8 protein-coding genes are annotated in these 14811 nt (G+C 54.7%); 4 read left to right on the top strand and 4 right to left on the bottom strand.

Going from position 1 to position 14811, the window contains the following annotated elements:
- Nucleotides 1-2 precede the first annotated feature (2 nt).
- The 4 genes from HF324_RS21105 to HF324_RS21120 all read right to left on the bottom strand — a co-directional run bounded on the left by HF324_RS21105 (nt 3) and on the right by HF324_RS21120 (nt 6153).
- Nucleotides 3-3524, bottom strand: coding sequence for a SusC/RagA family TonB-linked outer membrane protein (locus HF324_RS21105; RefSeq protein ID WP_168860742.1), 3522 nt, complete (start codon nt 3522-3524; stop codon nt 3-5).
- A gap of 38 nt (nt 3525-3562) precedes the next feature.
- Nucleotides 3563-4549 (bottom strand): FecR family protein, encoded by a 987-nt coding sequence (locus HF324_RS21110; RefSeq protein WP_168860743.1) that lies wholly within the window; start codon nt 4547-4549, stop codon nt 3563-3565.
- A gap of 63 nt (nt 4550-4612) precedes the next feature.
- Entirely contained in the window at nt 4613-5197 is a 585-nt protein-coding gene (locus HF324_RS21115; protein WP_168804382.1) for an RNA polymerase sigma factor, read from the bottom strand.
- Nucleotides 5198-5256: 59 nt separating this feature from the next.
- Nucleotides 5257-6153, bottom strand: a complete 897-nt coding sequence (locus HF324_RS21120; protein ID WP_168860744.1) for a phosphotransferase family protein — start codon at nt 6151-6153, stop codon at nt 5257-5259.
- Nucleotides 6154-6407: 254 nt separating this feature from the next.
- On the opposite strand from HF324_RS21120, the gene HF324_RS21125 reads away from it, so the two are divergent.
- From HF324_RS21125 to HF324_RS21140, 4 genes are all read left to right on the top strand, one after another.
- Nucleotides 6408-6839 carry a GlcG/HbpS family heme-binding protein gene (locus HF324_RS21125; RefSeq protein ID WP_168860745.1) on the top strand — a complete coding sequence of 144 codons (432 nt, stop codon included), beginning with the start codon at nt 6408-6410 and terminating at the stop codon, nt 6837-6839.
- A 631-nt stretch (nt 6840-7470) separates the two neighbouring features.
- Complete coding sequence (locus tag HF324_RS21130; protein ID WP_168804385.1) at nt 7471-10575, top strand: non-ribosomal peptide synthetase family protein; 3105 nt, start codon at nt 7471-7473, stop codon at nt 10573-10575.
- Between the two features lie 403 nt (nt 10576-10978).
- Nucleotides 10979-12613 carry a HEAT repeat domain-containing protein gene (locus HF324_RS21135; RefSeq protein WP_168860746.1) on the top strand — a complete coding sequence of 545 codons (1635 nt, stop codon included), beginning with the start codon at nt 10979-10981 and terminating at the stop codon, nt 12611-12613.
- A gap of 15 nt (nt 12614-12628) precedes the next feature.
- Complete coding sequence (locus HF324_RS21140; protein WP_168860747.1) at nt 12629-14794, top strand: HEAT repeat domain-containing protein; 2166 nt, start codon at nt 12629-12631, stop codon at nt 14792-14794.
- Nucleotides 14795-14811 lie beyond the last annotated feature (17 nt).

Genomic DNA, 14811 nt, shown 5'->3' on the forward strand with positions numbered 1-14811 from the left:
GGTTAAAAAGTTGTTTTCAGGCCAACGGCAAAAGAACGCGCAGGCGGCAGCAGGGAATAATAAGCACCCGGGATGTAGTCCGGATCAATACCCGCTTTATTTTTGGTCCACAGCGCCAGGTTACGGCCATAAGCCATCAGCGACAATCGCTGCATACGCAAGGGGCGCAGCACCTGCGACGGCAGGTCATACGTGAGAGACACCTCCCTTAAACGGATATGCGCACCGCTTTCTATCAGCCGGTCGGATTTCGGATACCAGGTATTCGTATAGTTGACACCGGTAGCAGGCACTACGGGCACGTCTGTACGCGCTTCGTCGCCCGGCTTGCGCCAGCGCTCTGCCACATCGCTGTGGATGGACTTCTGCGTGAAATAGCTGAAGTAGTCCACCGTAGGGCGACGGAATACATATCCCATCTTATAGGTGACCAGGAAAGACAGCTCCAGCTGTTTGTAACGCACGATGTTCGTCAGCCCCCCGAAAAACCGTGGCACTGTGGTGCCGCTGTAAGCCAGGGTAGACAGATCGGCGGAAATATCAGCGTTCGCCAGGTTCCGTTTGCCATCGCCGGATAATACGACCGGTCTGCCGATGCTGTCCAGGCCACCGTAACGGTAGCTGTAGATTCCTTCAATAGGCTTGCCTTTCACGGGGCTGGCGCCTGTGCCGCTGTTGCTGTAGTAGGTAACATTTTCCCGCTGCAGGTTGGATGACACTACTTTGTTCTCGTTATAGCCGAAGTTCATGTTCGCTTTCCACGAAAAGTTCTTCCGTTGTATCACCGCTGCGGTAACATTAAGATCGATCCCGTTGTTCCGCAGTTCCGCGGTGTTGACGGTCAGCGTGGTGAATCCATAGGTAGCATTAAATTCCGCCGGCCCTAACAGGTCGTAGCTATGTTTGCGGTATACGTCCAGCGTCACATCCAGGCGGCTGTCCCAGAAAGAGAGATCGGCGCCCACGTTGAAGGTTTTGGTTTTTTCCCAGCGCAACAGCGGGTTGGCCGGATTGCTGATGCTCGCAAAAGGCTGACCGTTATAAGCGCCCGGGTAGGACGCTACTGCTGCTATCAGGAAGGGACTGGTGGTTTTATCCACGTTACCGTTCACGCCATAGGTTACACGCAGATTAAGGCGATTGAGAAAACGCAATTGCATAAACGCTTCTTCTCCCAGCTTCCACATACCACCCAGTGACCACAGCGGCGTAGCGCGGTATTTATCGCTGGCGCCAAACAGGTTGGAGTCGTCCAGCCTGGCGCTTCCGGAAAACACGTAGCGGCTGTTATAGGTGTAGTTCGCGTTGGTGTACCAGGACATAAACCTGTCTCTGGTATCGCCCAGGCTGTTGGGTATGGAAGGTTTTATCTGGTTACCGGAAACAGCAGTCTTGTAATAAGCATCATAATTCACCGGCATGGAGGCCAGCGTCTGATCGTCATAACCATACAGGCGGCTGGAAGCGCTGGTAGTCCATACCTGCCGTATTTCGCTGCCCGCCACGGCATCTATTCTGTGCCGTTTGCCGAGCTGGCGGTTCAGGTTCAGCTGTCCGCGCACATCGTAATGCTCCATCTCTGCGTTCGTGATGTTCAGTATACCGCCTTTGGGCAGACCGTACACCAGTGTGACTGGGTTACCGGCCACGGTGGAGGTGGCGTTGTTAACGGTATTTCTGGCGGTGTAGGTGTCCGGGCTGTAATAGTTGCGGGTGCGCTGGAAAGAGCGTTCATAGAGGCCGCTCAGTGTGGCCGTCAGCCCGGGAATGATGCGGTAGTTGAAACCGGCGTTGATCCGGTAGAGGTTCTGACGGGCGGCATTATCCGCATTCGCCAGCTCAGCCAGGTAATCGTATCTCCACGGCAGGTAGCCGAGGCGTTGCAGGGAATCCAGGGCGGGGGCGTTGAAAGCGCGGGCGTACTGTATGGCTTTACCGTTATCGTCTATGATCCGGTCGTAGGGCAGCAGCGTATTGATGCCCGGTTCCAGCGGAGACAGGCCCAGGCCGTTGTTTTTGGCGGTATTCATCACGGCCATGATGCCCAGGTTGGCATCGAGGTTTTTATGAAGCCGGAAATTGTTGGTAGCGTTGATGGTCACCCGGGTGTTGCGATTGCCTTTGGCCACCGGCAGTTCATCGCTGAGGGAACCGGAGACAAAATACTGTGCGAATTCACTGCCGCCGCTCATGGACAGGTTGTACTGCTGTATTTGCTGGCGTTGCAACAGATACTGCTGATACTGTGATTTATAGTCATAGCCGGCCAGTTGCGCTACCAATGCGTCGCGTTGCGCTTCGGTGATCTCCCCGCGTTTGTAGCGGTAGAAAACGTCAGCGCCGGCGCTCACAGCAGGCAGCGTGCGGCCCCTGGGATCGGGGATGAGATTTTTACGCACCGCTTCACTTTCAAAGTCGAGGTAATCGGCGGAACCGGCCACCGGGCGGTAGCCCAGGTCGGGGCGGCCTCCCAGGGTAAAGTTGGTGGAGAAATTGATCTGCCGGCGTTGTGGTTTTCCTTTCTGTGTTTCTATCACCACTACCCCGTTGGCGGCGCGGACGCCCCAGATAGAGGCGGCGGCGGCGTCTTTCAGGAAGGTGATCCGTGCAATATCTTCCGGGTTGATCATAGACAGCTCGCCTTCATATGGAAAGCCATCGATCACGACCAGCGGGTCCTGCTGCGCTTTAAAGGTATTTCGTCCGCGGATGGAAAACACCGGGCTTTTAGACGGACGGCCGTCGGTCCCCGGCGGGTTGTTGGTCACCAGCAAACCGCTCACCATGCCCTCCATTTTATCCACCACGTTAGTGGTGATTTTGCGTTCCATGTCTTTCTCCTGTATCTGGGAGAAAGATCCGGTGGCTCTTTCTTTCGCGATGGTCTGGTAGCCGGTAGACACTTCCACCTGTTTCAGCTGGATGTTGTCTGGCTGTAACACCACGTCCAGCCGGGGCTTGCCGGCAACTGCCTGCATACGGTAGCCGATAAACGTGAAAGCAATCATTTCACCCGGCTTCGACAGGCGGACGGTATAGGCACCGTTGCCGTCCGTGAAGGCGCCCGCCCTGCCGGAGGCAGGCTTGATGGTTACTCCCGGCAGCGGGATACCGTTTTCATCTGTCACCCGGCCTCTTACCAGCAACGGGTCGGTACCGGCCACATTGCGCTCCGTGTCGGCCACCGGGCCTGCTCCACCGCCTGGTGCGGTCTTCCGGCGCACGTCCTTAATAATCGTATAGGTGTTGTCGTTAACGTACAGAAAGAGGTATCCCCGCTGATACAGTACTTCTTTCAGCACGGCTTCCACTGTTTTGCCGCGGAAGGCGCTGGCATCCACGGTGGTGGTTACATTGTCCAGCAGGCTGTTTTCATACACGAAGCTGGTACCATAGAGCCGGGTGATTTCCTTCAGCGCGGCACTGACCGGCATGGTTTTCATCTGTGCATGTGCGAGCTGCATACAGAACAGGAATGTACACACCATCGCCGCAGTCTTGCGCAACTGTGCTCTCGTCATCATTGATGTTGGTTGGTTTTTGGTTGATAAATAATCGATCACTATCTCGTAGTGAACAAAAGCGTATCGTTTTTCTGTTGAATGTCTACATCCAGTATCCTGGACAATACGAACAGGAGGTCCTGTTCCCTTTGCATAGGTATCCTGCCTTTAATTTCACGTTCACCGATGGTGCTGTCTTCCAATACTACTGTATATCCGTAATTATCTTTTAATAGCCTGATGACATCTTTCACTTTGGTGGCATTCAGCAGGAGTTCATGCCGCGTCCAGGCGGTGGCGGCGGCGGTATCGACAGCCTGCATGACCACCGGCTGCTGCTGATGGGCATAAGACCATCCTTCTCCCGGCTGCAGGAATGCCGGTTGTCCTTCGCCGTTGGCCACGTCGATGCGTACACGTCCCCGTTGCAGCACCACGGCGATCATACCTTCCCGGTGCCGTACGTTGAAAGCGGTGCCCAGCACGGTAATGCACGCGGGACCGGCCTGTACGCGGAAAGTGTCACCGGTATGTTTTACATCGAAGAAGGCCTCTCCTTCCAGTGACACCTCCCTCCTGCCGGTAACGGTCCAGCTACGGGCGTAGGAGGCGGTGGAATGTGCGTTCAGCATCAGGGAAGAGTGATCAGGTAAAATAACTTCCCGGGTTTCACCATAACCTGTACTGACGATAATGGTGGAGGTAAAATACCAGGTGGCGCCCAGCGCCAGCAGTAGCAGCACAGAGGCTGCCGCCAGCCATGTCCGGCGGTAACGCCGCAACGGTCGCGCCGGCGTCTGTTGTATATTGTCCAGCACTGCCTGCCATATCTTTTCGCGGGCAGGATCATTTTTTTCCAGCACCGGTGTAGACAGGGCATACACCACCTCCCGGGCTTCCCGCATCAGCGGGGCTTTCTCCGGCACGTCGGCGGCGAGCTGCTGCCAGAAAGCGTCAGCTGCCGCATCAGGGAATTTCACCCAGCGGATAAAATACTCGTCCGCCAGGAAATCCTCCATCCGGTAATCACGATAGTCTTTGTTCATCACTCATAAGACACAACAGAATATCCGGATTATCCCATTTTCAGAAAAATTTTGAAAAAAAAATTAGTAGCGGCGTTGCAGCAGGTATAACAGTACCAGGAGGGAGAAGTCGCCGAATTGCTCTCTCAGGCGCTCCAGCGCGCGGTAAACCAGTTTGTAGGTGCCTCCTGTGTTGATTTGCAGGATCTCTGCAATCTCTTCATATGACAGATCTTCGTAGTATTTGAGGAAAATGGCCTCCCGCTGCCGGTGGGTCAGCGTATCCATCAAGGCATCGACCTTTTTCTTCAACTCCGCTGCACGCTCTGCTCTGATCAGGGGATGCTCATAAGACAGTTCCAAATAAAAAGGAATATGTTCTCCGGAAAACGCTTCCTCCAGCCGGGAAGGGCTGTATTCCAGCTTGCGCAGCAAAATGCGCCGGAAGGATAAAAGCAGGTATTGTTTCACCACCTGCGGTGTGACAATGGAATCCCTGTTGCGCCACAATTTCAGAAAGAGGTCCTGTATGCTCTCTTCAATAAATGATTTGTCCTCCGTGAATTTAAAGCCATAGTTGGTAAGCGGCCTGTAATAGGCATTATACAAACCTTCCAGCCCACTGATTTCTCCGGATTTGTACCAGGACCAAAGTTCTTTGTCTTGCATGTCAAAATAGGAAAACCGTTGAATTTACAATATTACACGAAATTTTTTTGCCGCCCAATTCAGCGGACAATACCTGCCAGGTGTTCACATCGTACCAGCGCCCAGTCCATTTCATCGACGTCGCCTGCAAGCGCCGCCTGGTATACTTCTTCCAGGCCGATGCGCAACTGGTAAGCATCCAGCCGCGCTTTGTCTATCCCCTGGGTTTCAAAATAACGCGCCTGCTGTTCCATACAATTCAGCCAGGTACGCCAGAAAAAAATATTGGCCATATCATACAGGCTGTCGCCCGCCATAGCCTCCGACCAGTCAATCACGCCGGTGATCACATGCCCGTCTGTCAGCACATTGTTGGAACCAAAGTCACCATGCACCAGCTGCCTTACTTCAGGGATGCCCTGTATCGCTATTGACAGCTGTTCCTGCAATGGCCGGACACGTTTCATCGGCACTCTTTTACCGGCCGCACGCCAGTCGTAGGTCACGTCCCCGCAAATGCTTTCCAGGTATGCCTTCCAGCTGGCATACTGCCCTTCGCCTCTCGCGTTAAAAGGACCGAAGCCGGTCACCTTGTCCAGCGGCGCCTCCGCCATCGCCTGCATGACCGCGGCCAGCGGCGCTGCCACCGCCGGCAGGTAAGCTGCGGGCAGGTCCTGCAACGTTACACCCGGCGCCTGGACAGACAAACACCAGGCAATGCCACTCTCCAGTAAACCGATGGCTTCTATCTCCGGTACCGGCAAACCGGCGACGGTCAAATGCCGCTGGACGAAATCGTCTTTTTCAAAACCTTCTGCCTGATGATTCACGCGGAGCACATACTTTTTCCCCGAGATGACCAGCCGGAAAGCAAAAGACTCCATGCCGTCCTGCACCGGTCCTATATGATCAATCTTCCCGTAATGACTGATCACCGCGGCGGTCAGTTGTTCAATATCTACCTTCGGTTTACGCATGTACATTCTTTTTTAACACAACAAGATGAAAGCAGGCTGGTTCAATTCATCCGTAAAAGTTTCCATTAAATTTAACGTTTATGCCGCTAAAAATAAGCGGTTGGGCCCAACACATCTCCAATCATAAAGGTCACTTTTAAATAGCACAACAGCTTATTATACTAGTTTAATGATATTTAATCCGGTTAGATATAATTTGAGAAGACCGCTTTATTATTTAAGCGAGCACATTGTTGTCATCATTAAATAACGTTATGCATACAAGAGATATTGAATGCTGTTTCAGGACAGAGAATTTATTCCGGGTTTTACAAATCGCTGTCCGCAAAGCGGCATCTATCCAGGTGCCGATATCCGTTTGCATAGCGGATGCTTCGGGGCTGTCATTGGCTTTTCTAAGAATGGATGGCGCCAGCCTTGTCAGTGTTGATTTAGCGCAAAAGAAAGCCTATACTGCAGCTATGTTCAAAATGGCCACAAAAGATTTAGGAGCGTTCAGACAGCCGGCAGCTTCTTTCCCAATGGAAACAATACTTGGGGGAAAAATAGTGACGTTCGGAGGTGGCATTCCCCTGCTTTATAATGACCATTTGATCGGTGCAATCGGGGTAAGTGGCAGCTGGGCGGAACAGGACCATGAAATCGCCCAGGCAGCCGCCGATGCTTTCCCGGATATCGCATGTTAAGGCCAGGCATACCTCCCCAAACCGGTTCTTTACTGCCGTCCTCCGGCGGATACCGCTCAAAATCACCCACGGCAAACGATATGAATCCGGCATACAGTAGATTTATTATGAACCAGTTAGACCACAATAATTCAATTTTTTCGACTGCGGTTATATTTCAGTGAGGCGTACTAATTTGCTATCCGTTCGAACCCGGAAAACACAGTAACCATTTTTTTCGACAAGCAGCAAATCCAAATACTTTCCCTGTTCGTATATTTTTTTGAAAAACCGGATATCTTTAAAAAATCTTTTTCTAATTGCTGAGTCTTTTGCCGGCCCTCGCCGCACCATGTGAACACCTTTTTTGCTGATCTTTCATTGACCTATCCGCGATTAATGATGTGAAAACCTTTTTGCTAATTTATTAAACCGTACACCTATCCACGATGAAACAGACACCTATCCACCACCACAACAGTGAACCTTTTTTGCTGATCTTTCATACCATACTATCACCAGACATGTGAACATTTATGTCCTGTCTTTAACACCGCCGGACAGGCGCATCTTTATTGCTGAACTTTAAAACCACAACACACCACATCCTTCGAAACTCCTTTTTTCCACCCTCAATTTAAACCGCAATTCTATGGACGCGATCCTGTACGATGCGCACGGACAACAACGGAATACCGTTGCAACCGATGGCACCCAACACCTTGCTGATGTATTGACACACACAGCATGGGAAGATTACAATTCCCACGAAACATTGGTCTCCCTGTTCCGGCAACAGGCAGAACGCACACCCGGCAACCTGGCTGTATCGTTTAAAGACCACACGCTCACTTACCGGGAGCTGGACGAAAAAAGCAACCAGCTGGCGCATTACCTGCTGGCGCAGGGCGTCACTACCGGCAGCTATGTACCGGTATACCTGGAACGCTCGGCCGAATGGGCGATCGCGGTACTGGGCATCCTCAAAACCGGCGCCGCCTACATCCCCGTAGATGCCATCTACCCCGGTAAAAGAGTGGCCTACATCCTCGAAGAAGTGGAAGCCAAAGTGATCATCACCCAGCTGTCACTCGGCTCCAGGCTTTTCCAGGTACACAACACGGCCGTGGTATACCTCGACAGCCTCTCCATTCTGCAGGACCAGCCCGTCACCGCACCCGCGAAGATGCCGGCGCCGTCAGACCTGGCGTACATCATCTATACGTCCGGTTCTACCGGTCAACCGAAAGGCGTGATGATCACCCACCTGTCCATCCAGCACCTGATCACCTGGCACAAACAACAGTATGCCGTTAACAGCAACAGCCGTTTATCGCTCGTGGCGGGACTGGCATTCGACATCTCTGTCTGGGAATGCTGGTCGGCACTCCTGTCCGGAGGCGCCCTCTTTATCGCAGACAACGAGGAAAGAACCCATGCCGCCCTCCTCCTGGAATTCTACCGGAGCAACCGGCTCACGCATGCCTTCGTCCCTCCTGTACTGCTGCCCGAGCTGATAACACTCAGCCGCCAGACGCCGGGGCTGGCACTGCAATACCTGTTCTCCGGCGGTGAACAAATGAAACCCGTATTGACCAGCGGGCTGCCGTACCAGCTGATCGACTATTACGGTCCAACGGAATATACCGTGTACGCCGCCCACCGCCCGGTGGTGGATGCAGACGGACAGTATGTGCCGACCATCGGCAAACCGATCGCCAATACACAGGCCTATATACTCGACCGCGACCTGCAGCTGTTGCCGTCCGGCGCCGTAGGTGAACTGTGCATCAGCGGTATCGGCATCGCACAAGGGTATTTCAAAAACCCGGCGCTGACCGACAGTAAATTTGTGCCGCATCCTTTCCTCCCCGGTCATAAGTTGTACCGCACCGGCGACCTGGCGCGCCGTCTGCCGGATGGCGATATCCGGTTCCTCGGCCGTATCGACAACCAGGTGAAGATCCGTGGCTTCCGCGTGGAGCCGGGCGAAATAGAAGCCGCCCTGCTGCAGGTGCCCCATGTGAAAAGCGCCGCCGTGATCGCGGTAGACAACAACCGGCAGCAAAAGCAGCTGGTCGCCTTTATTGTACAGGACCATCCCAACGAACAACAGGGCATCGCGCTGGCAAGGCAACAGCTGAAGCAGGACCTGCCCGGTTATATGGTGCCGGCCCGCTTTATCACTGTCCGCGAACTGCCCATGAACGCCAGCGGCAAAGTAGACAAGGCAGCGCTGGCAGCACTCTCCGAACAGGCCGCTGGCAGCTACCAGGAATCTGCAGGACCGTTGAGCGAAACAGAACGTACCATCACGGAAGTATGGTCAGATATCCTTGAACGGCCGTATATCCACCACAGCGACAACTTCTTCGACATCGGCGGCGATTCGCTGCTGGTAGCCACCGTGGTCACCAAACTAAAAGACCGCTTCGGCGTGAAAATGTACCTGCGCGATCTGTACCAGTACCCTGAACTGCGGACGCTGGCCGCTATGATCGACAACAGGATCAAAACAGGTGAAACCGGCATCCCCGAAGAAGATGTGGAACCTTATGTGTCCCTGCAACAGGATGCATACCTGTTGCCCGGCGTCCAATACCGGCAACCATTTGACGCCAGCGTACTGCAACGCCAGTCCGCCGTGCTGCTCACCGGCGCCACCGGTTTTGTAGGTATCCACCTCCTGCAGGAGCTGCTGGACAATACCACCGCCACGATATACTGCCTCGTTCGCGCGCGGGACGAGCACCATGCCCTCGACAAAATCCACCAGGCCTTTGCGGCTTATCACATCCCGGTGCAGGAGGGCACGCGGCACCGCATTGTGCCGGTGGTGGGCGATTTCGGGCAGCCGTTCCTCGGCATCGCAGACCAGGCCTACCAGCAACTGGCCGGCAAAGTGGAAGTGATTTACCATTCCGGCAGCTCCGTGAACTTTATTGAGCCTTACTCTTTCATGAAGAAACCCAATGTAGACGGGCTGCGGGAGATCATTCGTTTTGCCGCCACCGGTAAAATGAAGTGCCTGTCGTTGCTGTCCACCATTTCGGTGTATAGCTGGGGGCATGTCTTCACGCATAAAACCGTCATGAAGGAGAGCGATGACATCTCCCAAAACCTGCTCGCGGTGAGCAAAGACATTGGTTATGTGAGAAGCAAATGGGTAATGGAAGCCGTGGCCGACCTGGCGGCGGCAGCCGGCGTTCCGCTGATCACTTACCGCCTCGGCTATGCCATGTGCCACAGCCAGTCCGGCGCCAGCGCCCCCTACCAGTGGTGGGCCAGCCTCGTGAAAAACTGTGTGCAGTATGCGTCCTATCCCACCCTCCGCGAGCTGCGCGAAGGACTGATCACCGTGGACTACATGGCGAAAGCCATCGTACACATCACCAAAAATCCGGAGGCCATCGGACAGAAGTTCAACCTGATCTGCTCACCGGACACCAATCTCACACTGGAAGAGTTCTTCCAGCGCCTGATAGACCTCTATGGTTTCAACCTGAAGCCGTTGTCCTACAAAGACTGGCGCAAACAGTGGGAAGACGACAGCACCAACCGGCTGTATCCGCTCACCAGCCTTTTCAGGGACAATATGCACGAAGGCCTCTCCACCGTGGAACTTTATCAGGACACCTATGTATGGCACCGCGACAACGTGGACAAGTTCATGCAGGGCTCCGGTATACCAGAGCCGGTATTTGATAAAGCCGTGCTGGATAAATACCTGCAGTACCTGGGGCTCGCAAAGGCTTAAAAACCCCCTTTTGTTTTAATAAGACCGCAAAGAGCGGAGATCAAATTGGTCTCCGCTTTTTTGTTTTTCTTTGTTTTTCTTTTTTCTTTGTTTTCTTGTTAATTTTAAAATAATACCTGGCGTCTTTACGGTTCTTCGCATCTTTGCGGACAACTCCATATAAAAATGTTAACCATATGTCCGATCCGAATGTATTCCTTGTCATGCTCGAGAGTAGTAAGCAAGAACAGTTACCCGTCCATATCTTTTTCTCCTGTCATTCGATCAGGGGCATTGTGTCCCAAATTGATGCAGGAAGCGTAACCCTCAGAACAGAAGATGGCCGACAGACGATTGTCCGGCTGGATAAAATTGACGCTGTCAGCGGAAGCTGATGCTATTTAAAAAACCTAAAAACGATAGCATGGAAAATACGACCCAACGCCCGGAGCACGCCTTGCCCGGGCTTATCCGCAAAGTGCTGGGAAGCCCTCATTCCGAACAGGTGATCAAAGCGCAGATTATCCAGATGGCCTCCCAGAACCTGCATGTACCGGAAGTAACCACGGCGTTACTGGAAGTACTGCCCCTTACGAAAGACAAAGAAACGCGGGACCAGCTCCTGCGCTTCCTCTCCGCGCTGAACACCTCCCGTTTTGCCGATACCGGCGCTTTGTTTCAGGCGCTGCTGGACGTATACCGGCAGGAGAAAGACCGCGATACCCGCACCACCCTCTTATACAGGCTGCAGGAGAGTATCCACCAGGACCCGCGGCTGGCGGTGTTTTTCGTGGAACTGTCCGGACAGGAAACGCTGAGTGAACAGGAACGTATAGCCGTACAGGATACCCTTTCCTCGTTACCCGCTATCACGGAGGACATCGCGCTGGCAGCGCTGCTGAAAAACGTGAACGCCCCTACGATATTACAATTACAGGCCGTGGAGATCGCAGAGAAATGTCCTTCGTGGAGCGACAGGATGGTGGCCGGCCTGCAACCCTATCTCGACGTAAAGAACGACCGCGGCATCCGCTTCCGCATCCTGCAAAAGCTGGCCGCAGCACGGCTGCTGGGACCCGCCTATGCCGACGTGCTGATACCGGTACTGCGTACCGATAACGATACAGACGCCCGTCATGAAGCGCTGGCGGCATTGTCGCGCATCAAACCATGGAATGAGGCTATCCTGCTGCAACTGCTGTGGACCGCCTCCCACGATGGCGACGCCGGTATCCGCAGCCAGGCTTTACAGCTGCAGGGCGAACAACCTGAACGCACCAACGAACAACTGATCAGCATGGCCGCCCTGCTGGCTTCCGACCGCTCGGAAGGCGTGCGGCTTACCCTGCTGCAGCAGCTTAAACCCGTGATGCGCATCGCCGACATCAGGAATAAAGTAGCCGCCGCCTTTGCCGGCAACCCCGGCGTGTTTAACGATGAAGAATTTCATCAGCTCACCGACATGCTGGCCCCTTATGCCGGCCGCGACGAAAACATCAGCCAGCTGCTGCTGCAGAGCATCAAAGGCCTGCCCGTCACCAGCCAGCGCCAGAAAGTGCTGCAGCTGCTGATCGGCAAAATCAGCCTCGAAAAAATGCTGGACCCCGTGGTACAGCTGTTCACACAGGAACACAACGAAGCGCTGCGGGAAGTGCTGTTCAACCAGATCAAAGCCTTGTCCGTGTCCCGTCATCCGCAGCTGGTGGACGTATTCTGCGACGAGCTCACCGAACCGGGATCACCTTTCCGGGTCACCTGCGCCGGCATCCTCGCCAACGCGGCCGAGCTGTACCCCCGGATACCGCCGGCGCTGGAAGACGTGCTGCTGTACGACAACGAGCGAGAGCTGGTACGCCTTTGCCTCGACGGATACCTGCGCCCCGGCGTGGAGAAAAAGTTCGATGTCCTCGTTCATGTGGTGAAAAACGAACTGATAGACACCGCTTCCAGGCAGAAAGCGCTGGACGCCATCCTGAAACTTTCTTTAGATGAACACCAGCAGGAGACACTGACCAATGCCTTGTCCGGCCTGAAACCCGGCACGTTGAAAACCTCCTGATAAAAGACCGTCAATATGGACCTTAGCCAAACTATTTCCACCATCCGCGAACGCAGGAACGCCGGCGCCGAACAGGCGCTCCTGGCGCTCGACATGGTGCCGCTTTCCGATACATACAATAAATACACCCTGCTGTCCACCGCTGCCCACCACCTGAATGATCCTGCGGTGATCAGCCGATGGGTAACGCTCATCGCGGCGGAGACAGACACGCAGCTGAAAGCCGATATGCTGCAACGCCTCGCCGCCACAGGGCTGCAACAGATCCCCGACAAAGCCGGCTTCGCAGACCTGCTGGCCGGCGCGCTGCAGCAGGACGAGTCGCGGGATATCATCCTCCCGCTGCTGGGCAAGCTGTCGCTCTCCTACCCGCCTGCAAGGGAACGGCTGATCGCTTTTTACAGACAGCAACACAACGCCGATGTCAACCGCCTGGTCCTGTCCTGGCTCCTGATACCCGTCCATGCCACCGAAGCGGACCTCGCGTTCTATCACAGCCTGCTGGACAGTACCGACACCGAAGATAAACTGCTGCTGCTGAACCGCCTGCTGCTGCGCGACCAGCTGACGCCGGAGCAGATAGCGCAACAGCTGCAGCCTGCCACGCCCGATGTTATCAAGGAAATGGTGCTGCGTTTCTGCTTTGACCGCTCCACGGTCCCACAGGCGGCGCTTTGTACGCTCGTACGCTCAGACAAGAATCCGCTGATACGCAAAGCCGGTATACAGTTGCTCGCCGTACACGGCGTCAGCGACAACGATGTGCTGGACACCATCCTGCACGCGCTGCGGGAAGATCCCGATCCTGCCGTAAGACAGGCCGCCATGTCCGTATTTGCTTACAGTCTCACGCTCACCCCCGCCACCATTGAACACCTGGCGTTGTGCCTGCAAACAGAAAAAGATGTAGCCGTAGCCTTACAGCTGCTACAGCTGCTGGCGCCCTATACAGAAAAGAACGAGGCACTCGGTGAAGCGCTGTGGCAGCTGCTGGACCGCGACATAGCCGTTGATCTTGCCACCGCCATTTACGACATACTCGGCCGGCTGGTGCCTGTAAAGCCCGCACTGCTGGAGCAATTCATGACGGCTTACGAAAAAGAACAGCATGACGCCTGCAAGGCGGTGATCCTGAAAGCCATTACCAGCGCCATGAATACAGGAGAAAGCTGGAACCGGTTTTATCTCCGTGCGCTGGAAGCCCCGTCTGCCGCCATCAGGAGCTGGGCAGTACAAGCCATACTGTACCTCCCGCTGACACCTGAAAACAACAGCACTATCGCTGCGGCTGCGCCGGCGTTGTTACAACCGGAGCTGCCTTTCCGGCAACAGCGGCTGCTGGCCCGCAAAATCAGCTGTATCCCGCAGCTGCCTGCGGCAGCGGTACAGGTGTTCAGTCAACTGGCAGACCACAGCAACGACGGAGAGCTGCAAAGTATCGCCACCAAAGTGCAGGAGAAAGCCATTGCACATAACGGCGGTACGCAGGTCAACTGGCAGCAGTGGCTGCATAAAGCCGAAGTGGCCGGTGACCTGAACGGCATATTCCCGCATATCTGGCTTTTCTATGATGACAACCCGGCGATGGCCGACAAAATACTTTTCGCTGCTATTAACCCGTCCAATGGCGGCAGCCTGTATCAATCCGGCGTCACCGATATAGAGGTTTTACAGTTCCTTTCCGTCAAATCCGGCGTCAGCGATGAAATGAGCCGGTATGCCCTGAACCAGTTGTTGCACACCGATCTGGGCAACGAGTCCAAATTCAAATGGTACCTGCTGGTGCTGAAGAGCAATCCCGCCAACGCGGAACTGCGGGAGGGCCTGTGGCAGCTGCTGGAAAAAAGAGGCCGCTATCTGAATATGATACAGCTGGACGAACTGCTGGGTATCATCTGGAAAGACCAGCTGGAAAATGTTTTCCGTCAGCATCTGTCGCAGCAGACCACTGCTGCGGGCGCCATACCGTACCTGCAGTACCTGGAAGCCAACAACAGCTGGGAACCGGCGCCGGCGCTGCTGAAAGACGCTGCACAGTTGCCCGGCCTGTTGTCCGACAGCAGCTTCAAAGACGCCCTGCAACGGGCCTGCCGCGCTGCCGGTGTCGATATCGACGACCTCCTGCGCAGCATCGCACCGCCGCCCGCTCCGCAGGCCGATGGCCCCGGCTTCGCCGATTAACAAGGGCCCGTACATTA

It is taken from the genome of Chitinophaga oryzae (assembly GCF_012516375.2).
Classification (GTDB): domain Bacteria; phylum Bacteroidota; class Bacteroidia; order Chitinophagales; family Chitinophagaceae; genus Chitinophaga; species Chitinophaga oryzae.